The organism is Ruoffia tabacinasalis (assembly GCF_042652985.1).
Classification (GTDB): Bacteria; Bacillota; Bacilli; order Lactobacillales; family Aerococcaceae; genus Ruoffia; species Ruoffia tabacinasalis.
The window spans coordinates 19,711-37,760 of the sequence record NZ_JBHSHQ010000012.1 but is presented as its reverse complement, the minus strand read 5'-3'; the positions used below and the strand labels follow the sequence as shown (position 1 = coordinate 37,760).

The following is an 18,050-nucleotide window of genomic DNA, read 5'->3' as shown; positions in this document are numbered from 1 at the left end:
GATAGTCTTCTTCTAACCACAAGGAGACGATGTCTCCCCATTCTTCATCGTACATCATCCCTGATTTTTTTGTACTCTTTTCTCCAGGGAGGATGGCATTATCGGCATACTTTTTAGCAGTACGCCAATTAATATCTAATGTATTAGCAATTTCATTAATTGATTTATCGTGATTATTCCGTAGATTTTTGATAGTATTAATATCGGTCATTGTTAGCATCCTTTTCTACCTCCAAGTTAAGCGTCGTAACTTAAACTTTAGAGGATTATTGGGAGGCTAACAAGGCCTTTTTTTATTGCTAGGCTATGTACTTTTTCGTTGCAATCTTCTGTACTTTTATATTGCCATAAACAATTATTAATTGATTGTAAAGTTTTAATACTTTCTAATTTCTCTTCTTTACTCTGATATGAAGCAACCTCAAAATAATTAACTGTATTTTCATCGGTATTATCTTTTACTAATATCGTTATTGCCGTTCCTATCATAATATCGAAAACACTTCCACCTTCTTTTAATGCATCATCTCCTATTTTCCCTTTGATAGCTCCAATCAGGTTATATGTATATATATGATTAAATTTTTCATTAATAACCTTCTTAAAGCCAGCCATACTACCTTTATCATTAATAGAATTTGGAGTCACAAATCCTATAACACCATAGGTTCCAATTCTATCAGACGCCCAGCGGAAAGCCTTAATGTAAGAATCATAAAGACTCCTTTTTAATACCGGAGTTGTATGTTTTGAATATGTATTCTCAATGCGTCTATCTATATTTTCATATTTTTTATTTTTATTATTATCATTGGCATTAGATTGTCCAACAGAATAAGGTGGATTTCCCATGATGACAGTCACTGAAGTGTTTAATTGCTTTTGCAATCGTCTATTATTATCATCAAACAAGTCATCATCAAGAATTTCTTCTAGTTCAGTTGATTCAAACGTATCGGTTAAAACAATTCCTTCAAATGGATGATATTCTTCTATACCACTTACATCTTTGAATGTTTCTTCAATATTAATTGTGGCTATATAGTAGCTCAACAACACGATTTCATTCGCATAAATTTCATTAGTGTATTTATATAACAAGTCTTCTTTCTTAATTATTCCTGATCATAGAAGACGAGTAATGAATGTCCCCGTTCCTGTAAAAGGATCCAGAACATTTACATTTCTATCAGACAGGGATTTACCTAAATGTTTCTGTAGTGCATCTTCTACAGAATAGATGATAAAGTCTACAACCTCTACTGGTGTAAAAACGGTATCCAAGCCATCTATGGTGGAAAATCAGATCTCTATAGCCAAGAAATTAATCAAATTCTTGGGACGGAGGAGTAGGATAGGTAATAAAAGAAACCCCTCACTGTGAAGTGAGGGGTTTTTGGTTGCAGCTAGGACCCAAATTCTTTTCGCATTTTTTCATGAGCTAACCAACCATCTATATCTCCTGACTGCTCACCTCTTTGTAATCCAAGAAGTAAGAGCAACGTGGCTTTAGTTCGTTCAATTTCTTCGAAGTCCTCAATAGCTAATATTAAGTATTTTGGGCAGTTATCTTTTGATAGATAGACCGGATTCCCGACTGAGACTTCTTCAAGAAGCTGACTGTAATTTCTATGGTCTGATATTGGTTTAATATTCACCTTATACACTCCTTCTTACTATTTTCCAAATACGACAACACCGCCCATTTCCCCAACTCACTCAAACTCCCCCACCAACTTCTGTATGGTCTCTACACTCGGGAAGTGGGAATTGTCGGGGATAATCTCAAGGCTTATGTGGTCATTATCTACTTGTTCAAGGATGGCAGTGAGTTGCTTGGTTGAGGTAATCACATCGCGGTCGCCTTGGACGATGTGGTAAGGGACTTGAATTTTCACGAACTAGCAGTGAGCTTGATTTAAAGGAAGAAAGTAAGTTTTCTCTTTTGCTAGTCTTGTTGTCATCCATGCCTCATACAAATCAACAGCAAAGTAGACCTAGAAGCGTTTGTTGGATTGAAAACACTTCTCTCTTGGATTTCTATTTTTGATGTACTGATTTTTTGCATCATCAACAGTTTGTCCTGTCAGTTGGTTTTTTAGTTCCAAAGCAACCATGGGAATGCCATTGATTGACAACACCATGTCCAAAGTATAGTTTCGCTCACTTTCATAAGAAAACTGTCTGATGACTTCCATTCGATTTGCTTCGTACATTCTTATTGTTTCTGTATTTAGTGTTGACTCTGGTTTGAATGCAATCAGCTTGTGTACCCACCTTTATTTAGCAAATAGTGTTCAATATCAGTAAACCCCATTGATTCATTAATTGTCCTGAAGTAGGCATCATTTAAATTCATATCATCCATCAAATTAAATATCTCATCATTAAAGAAAAGGATCTTACTAATTTATCCATAGAAAACGCCACAATCTTTATATGTATCATCAATTGGAGGGAGCTATAAAACATCGGGGTTGACACCGCTTTTTTAATGAGCTATGATAGCATCTAAGCAAAGGGGAGTCACTAGAGTGACTGAGACTGGATGTATGCCGGGACTCTTATTACCTGATCACGTTAGTACGTGCGGAGGGATTGCAGACTTAAGAAGACTTAAGCCTCCTTTGTGTATCAAAGGGGGTATTTTTATGCAAAAAAATTCGTTAACTGTTTATATAGAGGCTGGGTTGATTGCGACTTTGGCCTTTATTATCTCACTGTTTCCTATCGAAGGAACGGGCTTTGATATCGCTTTAGGCTCGATTCCCATTACGTTATTTTGTCTGCGTCGAGGATGGAAAGCAGGGATCTTTACTGGGCTTTTATGGGGTTTACTGACGATTATTCTAGGTGGAGCTTCAATTATCCATCCTGTGCAAGTGGTGTTAGATTATCCGGTAGCTTTTGCTTTTAATGGGCTAGCTGGACTTGTGGCTCCGGCACTTCAACAGGCAACCGCTTCGGGAAATCAGAGGAAAGCAACTTATTATATCTTTTTGAGTACTTTTATCGGGACTCTAGCTCGTTACTTCTGGCACTTTATTACTGGGGTTTATTATTGGGGCCGGTTTGCTCCAGAAGGTTGGTCTGTTGGCTTTTATTCCTTTGTGTTTAATGGTGGGTCTGTCGTTGTCACAACAGTAATTGCTGGTCTAGCTTTATTGCTTCTATACCGGCAAGCACGGCAATTATTTGTCGGTGAATTGGCATGAGAATAAATGCCCATGATCACCTCAGTCATTATCCATCGCTGGAGAAGGCGTTGGCGGACATTGAAGGCTTAAACATGACAACTTTAGCGGTTAGTGAGTCGGTGTCTGACTATCAATCCATTCCAGACCATCCACTCATCTTAAAGGGATTCGGAATTCATCCTTGGAAGGTGACCCCAACTACATCTTTAGACAATATTGAACCATACATTCAGGATTGTGATTTTATTGGTGAAATTGGTTTAGACTTTCACTGGGCAGAAGATACAGCGGCTTACCCTCGTCAATTGGAAGTTTTTGAATACTTTCTAGCGGAGGCAAAAAAGCACCAAAAAATCTGCAATATCCATACAAAAGGAGCTGAAAAAGAAGTACTTGCCTTGCTAAAAAAGCACCAATTACATGGTCAAATTATTCACTGGTATAGTGGTCCTTTGGACTTGGTGACTGATTATTTAGAGCTAGGCTGTTTCTTTACGATTTCTGTTGATGCAGGGCATTCAACCTTGACCGATCAGCTGATTAATCTTATTCCAACACAGCAGTTATTATTTGAAACCGATGGCCCTACTGCCCTAGAGTGGGTCAATGGTACGCCATCTTGGCCTGATGAAATCTTACGAATTCAAGCCTATGTGGCTCAATTGAAAAGTTGTTCATTGACTGAGTTGGAAGTGGGTGGGCGTTTATTAATGGAACAACTCAAATAAATATCTTTACTCTTCCAATTTGTCCACATCCAATATTTCAATCACATTTGGTTTAGGTTATATAATAGCACCAGACCGGGTTAATTTAATTTAGCTGCGGCTGAAACTTTCCGGGATCATGCCGAGGCAAGAGACTAATTGTTTTTTGTGGAAGGAAATTCTGTAAAGAATCGATGTCATGGAATAAAGATCCAATTAAGATAGAAAAACTCAAAAAAAGTCACCAGTGCTCATTCACATTTCTATGAGAGCTGGTGGCTTTTGGTGTTATTCAAGAAAATGAACAAATGCTGTTATCTTAATGTCGTCATTACTTTTTTTTAAAAAAAAGCAAACAGATCTAAAAACTCAACTACTCAGGCGATCGCTTTATTGTATCGAAAACGAGTACGACACCGTCACCGACACAGCCTGAGCAACCAGTCGAAACAAAACCCGAGACACCGTCGCCTAATCCATCCACTCCAGAGACACCGACAACAACTTATTACACCGTGAAGTCTGGAGGCTATTTATGGAAAATTGCGACTCAACACGGGATTACAGTGAATCAATTAAAATCTTGGAACCAGTTAACTAGCAATTATATTTATGCAGGTGATAAATTAGCCGTAACAGATCCAGCTCAAGTAACCACTCCAGTTAAGCCAGAACCTAAAAAACCAGTTAAGCCTGAAGAACCTAAAGAGCCAACTGAACCCACTAAGCCCGAAGAACCAGAAAAACCTGTTGAACCCACAAAGCCAGCAGCCAAATACCACACGGTTAAATCTGGTGAATACTTATGGTTAATTGCTAATCAGAACAATATCACAGTCAATAAATTAAAATCATGGAATAATTTGACTTCAAATTATATTTATTCTGGCGATTGTTTAATTGTCACGGATCCAACTAAAACGGCCCCAACGTCGCCAACGAATCCAACTGATCCTAATTTACCAGAAGGGACGTTAACGGGAACTCATATGGCAGTTCAAGCAGTATTAAACCAATATAAAAATTCGCCAATTCATGTCTTCTATGAAAGTTTAGTCGAAGATGACTTAAGAATGGCGTCTTTAAACGGTGATACAGCTATATATGGGGCCTCCATACCGAAAATTGTTCTAGTTGCTTACACTCTGGAGCAAGTTGAGAAAGGCAATCTATCTTGGGATATGCCCTTGAAGTATACACCAAGTATTTATAATTATGCGGAGTCATATGCTTGGGGCGGTAGTGGAACGATTCAATATGAGAACTATCAGAATAAAACGTATACCTTGTGGGATGTCTTGAATCGTATGATTGTCAATTCAGATAATTTAGGTAGTAACATGTTACTGCATTATGTAGGTTACCGTGATAAAGCTGATTTCAACCGCTTTACGAAAGAAGTATATGGTGCGCCAAGCTATACACGTAATATGATACCGCGCGAAATCAATAAAGTGATGGCTTATATTTATGAACATCCACAACAGCAGGCAATGCTGTCTTTAGATCGTACAGATTATGATAAAACGAAGTTAGACACAGTAGCAACCAATGTCTTCCAGAAAATTGGGGCTTGGTGGCCGTATTATAACCACTCAACAGCCATTGTTGAAAGCTCGCGTCAATACATATTGACCGTCCTATCAGATTACTGGTCAGATAGTTCTATTGCGACCCTCGCCAAGAAAATCTTTACAGCAGTGATGAGTTAAAGCAAGATCCATCCCCATGCCAAAATAGGATTTTAAATAAATACCTCATTGTCAAATAAGGTTGAAGAAGAATATTATCAAGATCAAGCGACTATACTGGTTGCTTGATCTTTTTTCTTTGGTTCAGGTTCTTATAAGCGGGCCTCACACTTTTGATTAACAATTCCCCATCTATTGGCTCATAAACTTCGACTAAGGCTATCTAAAAATCCCCCTAACCCCCGATGATTTTAGAGGATATAGGAGATTGAATAGAGACTCTTATTTACTAAACATATGAAATTTTTATCATCATTTATGATACGCATGCCCCTTCATAATCCGGAAGGCTCGGTAGATTTGCTCTACTAACACTAATCGCATTAACTGATGAGGTAATGTTATACGGCCGAAGCTGATGGATAAGTCTGCCGATTTTTTTAATGATTTATGTAGTCCCAGTGAACCACCAATAATAAAGGTTACTTTACTCTGCCCATAGGTTGCATAGTCATTTAACTGGCTTGCTAGCTCTTCTGATGAGATCAACTTACCTTCAATGGCTAGGACAATAACTTTGCGACTAGGGTCTAATTTGGCCTTAATTCGGTCGGCTTCTTTCGCTAAGACAGCCTCTTCCTCTGCTTGACTCATATTCTCTTTCGTGGGCTCATCGGCTAGTTCAATAACCTTTACATTTGCGTAAGCATCGAGTCGTTTTAAGTATTCTGCAATACCCATCTTTAAGTACTTTTCTTTCAGTTTACCAACAACAATCACTTCGATATTCATTGCTTCACTCCTTTGTCTGAATTATCATAGCATTTATCAGATATATTTTGTATGATATTTACATTGAATTAATTATCGAAAGGAGCGATAAGGTTTGGCCATTACGATTGGGAACCGAAAAATTTCGACTTCTCTTCAATTAACATTAAGTTTTGTGCTTGTTGCATTCATTGGGAGTTTGGTTTTATCACTTCCGATTTTTCACCAGCCTTCTACCGATGTAGGTTATTTTGATCATTTATTAACAGCGATTTCGCTTGTTTGTGTATCAGGTATGGCGGCTTTACCCATTGCTGAGACGTATAATTTAGCTGGGCAAGTGGTTGCTCTTTTACTAATCCAAGTCGGTGGACTGGGCGTGATTACGATCTTAAACGTTGGGATTTTCTACCTTAACCGACGGCTTTCTTTGCAGGACCAGTATTTACTTCAACAGTCTTTAAGTCGGGATACAAACCGTAATTTAGTGGATTTTCTGTTATCAATTTATAAATTTACGATTTCTGCTGAAATTATCGGGGCTTTAATTATTATGTATGATTTTGTACCTCGCTTCGGTTTGGTTAGAGGGGCTTTTAACGCTTTGTTCTTATCCATTTCGTCTTTTAGTAATTCGGGTTTTCATAATTTATACACAGATAGTTTGGAAGGTTTTTACAACAACCCATTGATTCTATTAACTGTTTCATTATTAGTGGTTTCAGGTGGGATTGGTTTCTCTGTTTGGTTTGAGTTATCCGAACGGGTGGGACGTTATATTAAAAGCCGACCGCGGTCATTAAAGCTCGCTTTTCAACATTTATCCGTTCATACTCGCATTGTCTTGGGCTTTTCAGCGGCGATTATTGCGTTAGGAACGGTCTTGTTTCTAGTGGCAGAATGGTCAAATCCTAATTCGATTGGCGATATGTCTCCAGGCTTGAAACTTTTGAATGCGTTCTTTAATACAACGAATACGCGTACGGCAGGCTATACATCAGTGAATTACTATGAATTAAATCCTTTTACTAAATTAAGTTCTATGGTGCAGACAATTATTGGTGGTGCGCCGGGTGGGACAGCTGGTGGGATTAAAGTGACGTCTTTTGCGATCTTAGTCTTATTATTTAAATCTGAGATTCAAAGTTATGACCACGTCGTTGCTTTCAAGCGAATTATTCCATCACGTTTAGTGAAACAAGCGGTAATTATTGTTTTATTCTTTGTTATTTTATTATTTGTTGGGTATGGAGCGATTTTATTAACTCACCCTCATCTAGAGTCGTTAGATATTTTATTTGAGACGGCGAACGCTTTAGGTTCGGCTGGGATTTCTTTTAATACGATTGATTACTTAAATCCTTTTGGGGTGTCCATCATGGTTGTTCTGATGATTGCCGGACGTGTTGGGCCAATTACCTTACTGTTAGGTATTTTACAAAGACGTAATCGTGAAATACATTACGCAGAGACGAATATTTTCCTTGGTTAATATGAGAGGGGTTCAAAATGAAGAAAAAAATTGTAGGTGTGCTTGGTCTAGGAATCTTCGGCGAGCGCGTCGCTACAGAGTTGAGCGAGTATGGATGTGAAGTGATTGTCATCGATACTGACGCAGCTAAAGTTCAAAAGATTTCAGAGCAAGTGACAAATGCGACGATTGGTGACTTTACAGATATTGAATTACTTCGAAATGTTGGGATTAATAACTGTGATGTTGTAGTGATTGCAACAGGGACTCACCTAGAAAGTGCGGTCCTAGCGGTGATGCATTGTAAGAAATTAGGTGTGCCGCAGATCGTTGCGAAGGCTCGTAGCTTGATGTTTGAAGATGTCTTATATGAAGTGGGCGTGAGTGCAGTTGTGGCTCCGGAACGTGACTCTGGTCACCGTCTTGCATCTAAGATATTACGAAATAAAATCGATGAAGTCTTGCGTTTGGATGATGATACATCGATTATTGAATTTGAAATTCCTGAAGCTTGGATTGGGAAGTTGTTGACAAATCTTGACTTACGTCGTAAATACGAGATTAACTTGATTGGACAACGATCCGAGCGTGGGGAAAACTTAACTGGGATTAATATCGCTGAGCCTTTGCCAGAAGATGTTATCTTAGTTGGGATTGCGAATACGCATACGTTTGAAAAATTTGACTATCTTGGTCAACTGTAAATACGATTTAGACTCACTTCATACTTTGTGAAGTGAGTTTTTTGTTTTTATAAAAAGTTATCCACAATTATAAAGGATAATTATTTTGAATTTTGGGTATTCATTTCGGTTTTTTAGTAAATAATGGGTGTTTTACCGACTTATCCACTAACAGGTTGTGCATAAGTCTGTGTATAAGTCATTTTTCTGTTGAAAACCCCATAATTATCATCATTTTATTATTTATTCACACTCTGAGATGTAATTTTATTTCATTTTATGTACTTATCCACACTTTTCGACAGTTATACACAATTATCGGGGTGTTTTCTGTTGATAACTTGTTTAATTGTTGATAACTTAAGCTTGCATGTTTGTGCACATTATTTTTATTCACAAGCGGAATCCTTTAACTTCGTTTTTACAAAGCAAAAAAACGGTCTAGCTGAATGCTAAACCGTTTCTTTGTTTCACTGACGCTTAGGAAAAGTGTTCTTGAGGAGAAAAATTGAAATAATGGGTAGGTTTATTCAATTTATTTCACTTAACGTTGTGAATTGTTACTGTGCTGGTTGAGTGTTTGTAGTGGGTGATGCTTCTAATGTCACATCAATTTGTTGCTCTTCCCCACCACGGATAATTGTTAGAGTAATTGTATCGCCAACTTGGTGTTCATAGAGTAATTGACGTAATACTTGGCCATCAGTAACAGGTTCGTCATTGATTGCGGTAATGACATCGAATTGTTCAATACCTGCTGCTTCGGCTGATGAGTTTGCTGCTACATCAATAACAACAGCTCCGTCAGTCATGTCTTCAGCTAAACCTAAATCTTGAACACGTGTTTCAAGGGCAAAGTAGTTCAAGTTAACAGTTGTTGTTCCGAGTACTGGACGGATGACTTCACCATTGGCTTCAAGTTGCTCGATGATTTGAGTCACATCGTTACTTGGGATAGCAAAGCCCATTCCTTCGACGGTCGATGTAGCAATTTTACTTGAGTTAATTCCGATCAGCTGACCACTTGAATTAACTAAAGCCCCACCAGAGTTACCTGGGTTAATCGCTGCATCCGTTTGTAGTAAAGTCATTTCCCAGTCTTCTGCCCCATCACCATCTGTATCGATTGGTAATGAACGGTTAAGTCCTGAGACAATCCCTTGCGTTACTGTTGAGGCGAATGTTGCTGAATCTAAAGGTGATCCGATAGCAATTGCTATGCTACCAACTTGGATTTCATCAGAGTTCGCAAATTCAATCACATCAGTAACACTTTCAGATGAGATTTGTAAAACTGCTAAGTCACTTAGCACATCTGATCCTACTTCGGTTGCTTCGATTTGAGTTCCGTCATTTAAAGTGACTTCTAAAGAGTCATGCCCATCAATAACGTGGTTATTTGTAACAACGTAGGCTATCTCTCCATCAACTTTATAAATAACACCACTACCTGTTCCCACTAGAATTGGTTCTTGTTGGATATCTTCCAGTTGTAATCCTTGCCCTTCAACATAGCCTCTTTGGCCAAATGGACTTGTTTGAACTGATTGGTAGTTTCCGACTGATACGACAGCTTCCTGTGTATCTTGCACTGTTTGGGTAATTGTTGATTCGAATTCAATTAAGTCTTCTTGCGAGTATGCGGTTGGTTGATCATCACTCAATAAGCCGAATCCTAGGACACTGACTAATGATAATACAAGGACAGTTCCCATAATTCCGCCGAACACACTACGCCAAAAGCTTAATGATTGAGTTTCGGTTTGTTGGTTTTTCTTTTTCACTAGCATCTTCCTTTCTAATTTTATTACATATTATATCTTAACAACCATTTATGAATCATTTATGAAAAATTATCAATAAAATTTGGATTATAATCTTAAGCTGTCTTAATCTTTATGACATCACGTTAATATAAGAGTGCTGTGACACTTTTTAGGTGTATCTTAAGCCAAATGGGTGATCGGTTTGGCTTGAGAAGAGGCAACTTAAGACAAATCACAGTTCATTTGGCGTGAGCCAGCTCATATCACAATTTCAATATAAAAACACCCATCTTTATTAGCTTTGGCTAACTCAGACGGGTTGCTTATACATTTATAGGCGTTTTAAGGGGGTTGCTTCGCCGGGATCGGTCATGTGTAGTAAGAAATCTTCGTTTACTGCAAAGTTGTTGTAACGTAAGATATCTTCCATTGAAGCCATCGCAAATTCTTTTGTATTGTTGTCACGGCTTAAGTGACCTAGGTAAATGTCGGTCGTGTTGTTACCGATTAAGTCTTTCATCGCTAAGGCACCGTCTTCGTTACTTAAGTGCCCTTTGTCGCTTAAGATTCTTTGTTTAACAGACCAAGGATATTTTCCGTAGCGTAGCAGTTCAATCTCATGGTTACTCTCGATTAAGTAAGCCGAAAGATTCTTTAGTTGGCTGCGTAAGCGGTCGCTGACGTAACCTGTATCTGTTAGCATCGCGAAATGTTTTTTGCCTTTTTGAAAAGCATAAAATTGTGGTTGAATCGCATCATGGCTGACACCATAACTTAACACATCAATATCACCAATCGATACAAGTGTATCTGGTTCGATATATTGACGGTTCTCGGGTGCGATTTTTCCGATCATATTTTCCATGGCGCTCCATGTCTTAGCATTGGCATAGATTGGAATATTGTATTTACGCGATAGGACGCCGACACCGTGAATATGATCTTTGTGCTCATGCGTCACGAGAATCGCATCAATATCGCTCACCTGACGGTCAATTTGAGCAAATAGGGCTTCGATTCGCTTGCCGCTGAGTCCGGCATCAATCATAATTCGGTGATTCATCGATTCGACATAAGTACAGTTCCCACTACTTCCACTTGCTAAAATGGAGTATTGCAATGTATCAAATGCGTCTTGAACACTTTTCTTTTCTTCTTTACCTGGCGTCGATCCAGGTATAATTATTTCAGTCATTTAATCACTCTTTACTTTCATTTTAACGTACTAGATAGCTTATCATTACAACTCGAGATTGGCAATGCTTATTGCTTACAAAAAAACATCTATCAAGCAAAATGTGCCTGATAGATGTTTGGCTAGTTTGGTTTAGAAACCTCCGGTTCCCCCACCGCCACCTGATCCTCCAGATGACCCACTAGAGAAGCCACCACCAAAACCTCCCGTATTCGACCCAGAGTATTTGCTTTGTGCTGGAGCGCTACTTGTCACGGATTGGCTAATGGATGGTCTGACAACTTGGTTAATCCAGTAAGGGTTACTGTAGATAACCATTGGCATTGCCATCTGACTCAATTCTTCCATACCATATTCTTTATTCATGGCTTCAATCACTTTATCTGCCACATCTAAGGAAATCGCATAAACTAAAAACTCTTCCCAGAGAGGCAGTGAAGCAACTTCACGCATGTTGAAATTCCCTATATCATCTAACATATTCGCAAAGCCTTTCCACTCTTTAATCATCTTATCTTGTTCGTAAGTTCGAATAGGTCGAAGTGTCGTCAATAATAAGATGACAATGGCTAAAATCAAATTCACTGCGAAGGCTAGTAAAATCGGCATAATATGTTCTTGTAGTGGTGAATCTAAAGTTAAAAATAGTAAAACAAATAACATAATCACACTTGCAATAACAGCTAGAACAGCGTAACCAACGGAATTATTATATTCTTTGGGTTGATTTTTAACTTGTTCACCTTTGACTTCAACGTAATTAGCAAACTGTGTCCATTTACGGTATTTTTGCTTTTTCGTATTACGATTACTTTGAATATCTTCTTCGATTTGACTGAGTGTTGTCGGTTCATTGTTTGGAAGTAAGTATTCATAAACATAGCGTTCATGCTTTTGTAAATCAAATAAGTCAGCTTCTTCTTCAGCCGGCGATACACGAATGGTTGACGCGCTTTTGCGTTTTAAAAGACCGCGTTTTTCTCGACTGACTTCTTCTACTTTGATATATCCTTTACGGGCTAAATCAATAATTGTTGCCGAGAAGTCATCCGCAATGGGCTTATCACGTAAAACCGCTGTTGCCATAATCGCTGGCGTTAACTCTTCTGGTAGAGAATAGACATGTTCTGGGATATGCGCTGGCTTTGGATTTAGTTTACGATGATTACGGAAGTAATACACCCAAGCAAAGATAGTCACGAGTGGGAAGCCAATTAAAGCTAAGATGACCCACAACCAACGACGTTGTTGTGAACTTTCATGCGCCTCTCTATCTGCTTCGACGGTTGCTTCAGACCGCTCAATAATCTCATCTTTCATATTTGCTTGAACGACATTTTGATTATTTGGTGTTAATGCGATTGGGAAGATTGCATTGACTTCCACGAATTGATTTGGTGGATTGTCTGGCACTGTGATATCGATGTAACTTTGATTGCCTTCAGTGACCGGCTGAATTTCTCCGTTATAAGGTCCATAACCCCACGCTCGGAAATCATCTGGGTTTGAGACACTTCCGGGTAAATAAATTCTTGCATCGACCGCAAAGTCATCATCCGTATTTTCCGGAACGATCATGTGGTTAATCTCGGCAGTGTCATTGTAGTTAGTAATTAATTCTTCTAGTGTGTATTCGAATACAAAATGCACCGTCTCGTCCTCTGCTGGATTAAATACTTGTAGTCTAAAAATCTGACCATTATCGGATACTTTAAACGTTCCAGGTGCTTCGTTAAAACTTTCATTGAGGTAATTAATATCACCGGTTTCTTCATCTAAAATCCCGACACGATAATCGGTTAGATTGTAACCCCCATAATCGATATTGTGGTAAGCTCCGTTCATATAATCGACATCAAATGTATAGATTTCTTTAAAAGACACATCCCCATCCGACGAAATTTGTCCTGTAATATCTGCTTCTGTAATATCAAAACTAATATCTTGGGCACTCACGGTTGAAATATTCATCAGCGGCACAAGAATAAAGAGCGTAAGTAACAAGCTCAATATATTTCGGCTCAAACGATTTAACTTCATTTGGCTCACCTTACTTTCCATTCATTATAATAGTATTTTACCATGTATAAGATGCATTCGCACACTAAAGCATGAATTACTTTTGAAAGACTCTTTTTTGAAAATGTAATACGGGTGATTATTTAAAAAGTTTGCGAACTCAAGACAAACCGTTCAGCCATTTGGCGCGAGTTGCATCAACTCAAGACAAACCGATCTCCCATTTGGCATGAGTTGCGTCAACTCAAGACGAACCGACCTGCCATTTGGCCTGAGTTGCATTTTAAATCCCGCCCCCAAAAAGCGCAAAAAACCGCTCCACCACAATTGTGGCGAGCGGTTCTCTCTAATTAAACTGATTCCGGTTAACAGTGTTCCCTCGAATACCGTCAACTAATAAAGTAAAGCGGCCATTCGGATTGTCATACACAATTTGCCAGGCAGGTGAGTAGACGTTTAAGCCATCGAGCTGCGTCTGGCGATAATAAACTAAGATCGAATAATGAATCGTCGAGTCGTCAGGAATTAGAGTTTCCACCCGGCGATCGATAATTTCCAAGGCTTCGCGTTCGGATAAGATAGTCCGGTCCCGGTCAAGTTCCGTAATATTACTTTGGAACGTTTGTGTATAGCCGGTCATCATGTAGTTGTCATCCAAATTAATTCGGATTTCAGCTGTACCGTCCACAATCGGACTGCCATCATTAGCTGTCATTCGGGCATAGATGACTTGTTCGGAATTGACGTACCAAACATTTCGGTAAACATCGCCTGAAATAAATAAGGCTGGGTTTTCTAATATATCTTGAAGAGCTTGACGCTGTTCAGTTGAAAAACCTGTTGTCTCGGCTGTTAAACCAAGTCCTAAATCCATCGGTTCAGATAAAGTTCCTGTCAGCATGCCTTCTTGATTCACAGATACATCTTCGATTTCAAGTTGTGAAATATTTTCAGCAAGATGATTATTTGTCTCTGATACGACGAATGGGAGTTGATATTTTTCAGTCAACAATTCATCAAAAGTAATGCCACGATTTGATAGATTTTCTTCAATGGTTAACTCAATCTCTTCAGTTGGTAAACTGGCTACTTCAGCTCGATTAAACAACATGAATAGTAAGTAAATATCGAATACTAGAAAGAAAAACACTAATACGATTTGAATGCGTTTAAAGTCCACTAGTCAGCTCCCCCTTCACCAAGTACTTGATTATTCCAAATATCCACAAAGTCGTCGCTTTGAATTTCTTCTAAAGTATAGTGCTCACCGTTTAATTGGAAGAACCAAGTCGGAATGAGCTCTGCTTTTCTAAACATTTCCATATCTTCTTGCCACTCGTAGCCCATAAAGATGTCTTCAAAGGCGTTCACTGTATAACCACGTTCTTGAAGTACTTCTAAAATTCCTTCGTGATTTATTAATTCAATCTCTTGTGACGCTGTGTCGATATGTGTATAAAAAGTCAACATCGGTTGGCGGTAACGGAAGATATCCCCACTCAAATCGCCACGCATCTGAACGGTGTTCGCTCCATAATCTGGCATCGTTGAGTTCGTTAATATTGGTAAAGCTTCATAGTAACGTCTAAAGGTAATAAAGTTATTTTCTTCATAGAATAGACGAATGTCGCCTTCCCAATACTCAAATTGTTGCACCATACTAAAGGCATTACGGGATTTCTCCACTGTCGTTCTTGGATCACTTGGATCTGCTCGACTGATTGTCAATTCAAATTGTTGAGTTGTTCGGTTGACGTCCAGAGTATTAATATAGTTTTGATAACGGAATACCTCATCGTCATCACTATTTGCGACTTCGGTCGTATTAAAGCCCGTATTATCAAATAAATCACTGACGTAAAGATTCTCTGGTAAGACATCCATTGTAAATAACTGTGACTGTAAGGACACATCATTAACAGGTAAGTAAATTGGTTTATCCGCCCCTTGATAACGAATGACTTCAACTAAGTCGGAATTTTCTAGAGTCACTGCATTACGCAATTCATCTTTTCTTAAATTTGATGATAATTCTGCTTCAATCACACGTTCTGTTGCAGAATCAATTAAGTAAACACCACGCTCTTCTTGTGAAGACAGCGGAATAATAATTCGGTCAATTAAGACGTCCGTCGGCGTATCGTCTTCAATGGATAGTACCCGAGTGTATGCCCCTAAAGGAATACGCGTCGGTAATTCAAGCTGCAAATGATCAATATCTAGTAAGTTATTCAGTATTTGTGGTTCTTCCATATATGAGACGTCATCAACAGTGATTGGACGACTTTCAATTAAAGAACGCAACGTATTGATGGTTGCTTCGTCACGAATAAAGTAAGATTGTTGCCCTAATCGGATAATATACTCATCCGTTGAGACAACATCTTGGAAACTTAACCGAGTCGGTGAATAGTAATTAGCGGTTGATTGAATGGTTTCAGTCGCTATCTCTTCTTCGGTCGGCGTTGATTCATTGCCAATAATACTTTCAAATGTGTTGATATCATAAAGAATAAAGTATGAGAATAAGAAACTAATCGCAACTAATATAACGAGCACGACTGTAATCCCTGAATTTTGTTTTCTCATCAATTAACCCCACTCTCCATCTAGCTCGGTGAATTCGGTATAAGGTAATTCAAAGTTAAAGGTTGAGCCTTCCCCTTCAACACTATCTACCCAAATTGAACCGCCATGTAATTCGATAACCTCTTTGGAAATCGCAAGACCAAGTCCACTCCCACCTTGTTCACGTGAGCGTGCTTTATCCACACGGTAGAAACGGTCAAATAATTTCTCAGCGTCTTGCTTAGAAATCCCTAACCCTTCATCGGTAATACGCACAATGACACTGCGGTGATTATCTTCAATTTTAACTGTAATCGTTCCCCCATCGGGTGAATATTTTACGGCATTATTTAAGATGTTATCAATCACTTGAGTCATTCGGTCTTGGTCAATATCGACGTAGATATCCCGCGTTGTAAATTCACGGACAAAATGATAGTTCCCTGCGTTTGAATCCGATTCTAAAGTGAAAACTAACCGGTCTAAAATGTGATTAATAATTCGCTTCAAATCAACATAGTCGGTCTGAAGGGTAATCTGGCCCCCATCCATCTTAGATAAATCAAGTAAGTTCGCAATCATACGAATCATACGGTTACTTTCCGATTGAATCACATCTAAGAATTGCGGCGCAATCTTCTCATCACGCCAAGCACCATCAGATAGGGCTTCACTATAACTTTTAATACTTGTTAAAGGTGTACGCAACTCATGCGACACATTCGATACGAAATCGCGTTGTTCTTGTTCGGTCTTCTCTTGTTCAGTGACGTCCGTTAACACACACACAACCCCTGTCACAAAGCCGGTTTCACGGCGAATAATCGAGAATTCACCTTTTAAAATCGAATCTACACCTTTATCACTGTGATTAATCATAACTTCAGTATCTTTTTGTAGTAATCCTTTTAAAGCAATTTGCGATTCGATATTTAATAATCTTAAAATCGAATGACCAATCGCTTGTTCTTGACGAATATTTAACAATTGCAAGGCACGGTCATTTACTAATAGGACGCGTCCTCGTTGGTCTGTCCCAATCACACCATCGGTCATGTGACGAAGAATTCCGTCTAAACGTTGTCTTTCTGACTCGGTCGATTCTTGGGCATCTTTTACTTTGACGGCTAACTCATTAATGGTCATCGTTAACTCACCCAACTCGTCATAACCGTACACTTCGGCCGGGTAATTATAGACCCCTTCCGAAATACGTAAGGCTTGTTGTCGCATATTCTCTATCGGACGAGTTAAACCTTGACTTAAGACAAAGGAAATCAATAAAGCGACTCCTACGGCTAAAATCGAGGACTGGAGAAATAGGTCAATAATATTATTATTCTGACTATAAATTTGCTCCATATTAGCCTCAATGACTAACACTCCGAGTAACGTCGTTTGCGTTGTTCCAAAGATAGGTTTAATTAGTTTGTAAATCGGTGCATCTGTTTCTGGATCTGAGTATTCACTGCGTAATTCATTCTGATAGAGTAAGACATTACGCGCATCAGCATCTGTTGTTTGGTTCCCAATCGAACTTTGATCTAAACCCTGATTCGTCGCAATGATCGTTTGCGCATTATTAATCACCTCCAGACGCGCAGGCGCCGTTGAGCTAAAGGTTTCTAAAGTTTGACGCAATTGGTTGAGTACACTTTGTGACTCTTGGTCCGAATTCGATAATATCGGTGTAATATTATTCGCTAAAAAGTCCGCTTGCGTATTAATTTGTACTTTAAAATTATCTACCGTTTGTGTCTCTAACTGGTCAATAAAGATGACTCCGATAAATTGGAAAGTGATCACTAAGATAAATACAAATAGTAAGGGTATTTTAAAGTATATTGATTGGAAAAAGCGAAAAGGTCTTTGCTTCATCGTCGTATCTGCTCCAATCTTTCTAAATTTTTAAGTTCTGAACACAATAATAACATGTTGGTGTCTCCTTAATTCAAACATTTTAATTCTAAAAAACATATAGA

The 18,050-nt window shown here is 38.6% G+C and carries 15 protein-coding genes, 1 pseudogene and 1 riboswitch; of the genes and pseudogenes, 5 read left to right on the top strand and 11 right to left on the bottom strand.

Annotated features, from left to right (window positions below; all coding sequences use genetic code 11):
- The 4 genes and pseudogenes from ACFO5Y_RS02675 to ACFO5Y_RS02660 all read right to left on the bottom strand — a co-directional run.
- Nucleotides 1-211 (bottom strand): annotated as a pseudogene (locus tag ACFO5Y_RS02675) (IS21 family transposase); the annotation flags it as partial.
- Between the two features lie 47 nt (nt 212-258).
- Nucleotides 259-1,101 carry a hypothetical protein gene (locus ACFO5Y_RS02670; protein ID WP_197105032.1) on the bottom strand — a complete coding sequence of 281 codons (843 nt, stop codon included), beginning with the start codon at nt 1,099-1,101 and terminating at the stop codon, nt 259-261.
- Nucleotides 1,102-1,406: 305 nt separating this feature from the next.
- Nucleotides 1,407-1,658 carry a type II toxin-antitoxin system prevent-host-death family antitoxin gene (locus ACFO5Y_RS02665; protein ID WP_197105033.1) on the bottom strand — a complete coding sequence of 84 codons (252 nt, stop codon included), beginning with the start codon at nt 1,656-1,658 and terminating at the stop codon, nt 1,407-1,409.
- A 339-nt stretch (nt 1,659-1,997) separates the two neighbouring features.
- Nucleotides 1,998-2,216 carry a type I restriction endonuclease gene (locus ACFO5Y_RS02660; RefSeq protein ID WP_269434940.1) on the bottom strand — a complete coding sequence of 73 codons (219 nt, stop codon included), beginning with the start codon at nt 2,214-2,216 and terminating at the stop codon, nt 1,998-2,000.
- 293 nt (nt 2,217-2,509) lie between these two features.
- A riboswitch (TPP riboswitch) is annotated at nt 2,510-2,615 on the top strand.
- 36 nt (nt 2,616-2,651) lie between these two features.
- Between ACFO5Y_RS02660 and thiT the strand changes: the two genes are divergently transcribed.
- From thiT to ACFO5Y_RS02645, 3 genes are all read left to right on the top strand, one after another.
- On the top strand, nt 2,652-3,215 hold the full coding sequence (thiT, locus tag ACFO5Y_RS02655) for an energy-coupled thiamine transporter ThiT (RefSeq protein WP_197105034.1): 564 nt from the start codon (nt 2,652-2,654) through the stop codon (nt 3,213-3,215).
- Between the two features lie 50 nt (nt 3,216-3,265).
- The gene (locus ACFO5Y_RS02650) at nt 3,266-3,925 is read left to right on the top strand and encodes a TatD family hydrolase (RefSeq protein ID WP_197105035.1); all 660 of its coding nucleotides are present in this window, start codon (nt 3,266-3,268) and stop codon (nt 3,923-3,925) included.
- Nucleotides 3,926-4,470: 545 nt separating this feature from the next.
- Nucleotides 4,471-5,616 carry a serine hydrolase gene (locus ACFO5Y_RS02645; protein ID WP_414813132.1) on the top strand — a complete coding sequence of 382 codons (1,146 nt, stop codon included), beginning with the start codon at nt 4,471-4,473 and terminating at the stop codon, nt 5,614-5,616.
- A 291-nt stretch (nt 5,617-5,907) separates the two neighbouring features.
- On the opposite strand, the gene rlmH is transcribed toward ACFO5Y_RS02645, so the two are convergent.
- A complete protein-coding gene (rlmH, locus tag ACFO5Y_RS02640) occupies nt 5,908-6,387 on the bottom strand; it encodes a 23S rRNA (pseudouridine(1915)-N(3))-methyltransferase RlmH (protein WP_197105037.1) in 480 nt (159 codons plus the stop codon).
- Nucleotides 6,388-6,481: 94 nt separating this feature from the next.
- Between rlmH and ACFO5Y_RS02635 the strand changes: the two genes are divergently transcribed.
- Together ACFO5Y_RS02635 and ACFO5Y_RS02630 are read left to right on the top strand one after the other, a co-directional pair.
- Entirely contained in the window at nt 6,482-7,858 is a 1,377-nt protein-coding gene (locus ACFO5Y_RS02635; RefSeq protein WP_197105038.1) for a TrkH family potassium uptake protein, read from the top strand.
- A 17-nt stretch (nt 7,859-7,875) separates the two neighbouring features.
- Nucleotides 7,876-8,541, top strand: coding sequence for a potassium channel family protein (locus ACFO5Y_RS02630; protein WP_197105039.1), 666 nt, complete (start codon nt 7,876-7,878; stop codon nt 8,539-8,541).
- 539 nt (nt 8,542-9,080) lie between these two features.
- Here ACFO5Y_RS02630 and ACFO5Y_RS02625 read toward each other — a convergent pair.
- The 6 genes from ACFO5Y_RS02625 to walK form a co-directional block, all read right to left on the bottom strand.
- Nucleotides 9,081-10,304, bottom strand: a complete 1,224-nt coding sequence (locus ACFO5Y_RS02625) for a S1C family serine protease (protein WP_380706339.1) — start codon at nt 10,302-10,304, stop codon at nt 9,081-9,083.
- Nucleotides 10,305-10,617: 313 nt separating this feature from the next.
- The gene (locus tag ACFO5Y_RS02620) at nt 10,618-11,481 is read right to left on the bottom strand and encodes an MBL fold metallo-hydrolase (RefSeq protein WP_138404472.1); all 864 of its coding nucleotides are present in this window, start codon (nt 11,479-11,481) and stop codon (nt 10,618-10,620) included.
- 132 nt (nt 11,482-11,613) lie between these two features.
- Nucleotides 11,614-13,521, bottom strand: a complete 1,908-nt coding sequence (locus ACFO5Y_RS02615; protein ID WP_197105041.1) for a DUF2207 domain-containing protein — start codon at nt 13,519-13,521, stop codon at nt 11,614-11,616.
- Between the two features lie 325 nt (nt 13,522-13,846).
- Entirely contained in the window at nt 13,847-14,680 is an 834-nt protein-coding gene (gene yycI, locus ACFO5Y_RS02610; RefSeq protein ID WP_197105042.1) for a two-component system regulatory protein YycI, read from the bottom strand.
- Nucleotides 14,680-16,089, bottom strand: coding sequence for a YycH family regulatory protein (locus ACFO5Y_RS02605; protein WP_197105043.1), 1,410 nt, complete (start codon nt 16,087-16,089; stop codon nt 14,680-14,682). Before ACFO5Y_RS02605 ends, yycI begins: the two co-directional genes overlap by 1 nt.
- Before the next feature lie 3 nt (nt 16,090-16,092).
- The gene (gene walK / locus ACFO5Y_RS02600) at nt 16,093-17,946 is read right to left on the bottom strand and encodes a cell wall metabolism sensor histidine kinase WalK (protein WP_197105044.1); all 1,854 of its coding nucleotides are present in this window, start codon (nt 17,944-17,946) and stop codon (nt 16,093-16,095) included.
- Between the last annotated feature and the right edge of the window lie 104 nt (nt 17,947-18,050).

What these genes read in the sequence shown, in the direction of transcription:
- rlmH (WP_197105037.1), bottom strand. Translation starts at nt 6,387, where the DNA reads ATGAATATCGAAGTGATTGTTGTTGGTAAACTGAAAGAAAAGTACTTA.
- ACFO5Y_RS02620 (WP_138404472.1), bottom strand. Translation starts at nt 11,481, where the DNA reads ATGACTGAAATAATTATACCTGGATCGACGCCAGGTAAAGAAGAAAAG.
- ACFO5Y_RS02630 (WP_197105039.1), top strand. Translation starts at nt 7,876, where the DNA reads ATGAAGAAAAAAATTGTAGGTGTGCTTGGTCTAGGAATCTTCGGCGAG.
- ACFO5Y_RS02660 (WP_269434940.1), bottom strand. Translation starts at nt 2,216, where the DNA reads ATGTACGAAGCAAATCGAATGGAAGTCATCAGACAGTTTTCTTATGAA.
- thiT (WP_197105034.1), top strand. Translation starts at nt 2,652, where the DNA reads ATGCAAAAAAATTCGTTAACTGTTTATATAGAGGCTGGGTTGATTGCG.
- walK (WP_197105044.1), bottom strand. Translation starts at nt 17,946, where the DNA reads ATGAAGCAAAGACCTTTTCGCTTTTTCCAATCAATATACTTTAAAATA.
- ACFO5Y_RS02605 (WP_197105043.1), bottom strand. Translation starts at nt 16,089, where the DNA reads ATGAGAAAACAAAATTCAGGGATTACAGTCGTGCTCGTTATATTAGTT.
- ACFO5Y_RS02615 (WP_197105041.1), bottom strand. Translation starts at nt 13,521, where the DNA reads ATGAAGTTAAATCGTTTGAGCCGAAATATATTGAGCTTGTTACTTACG.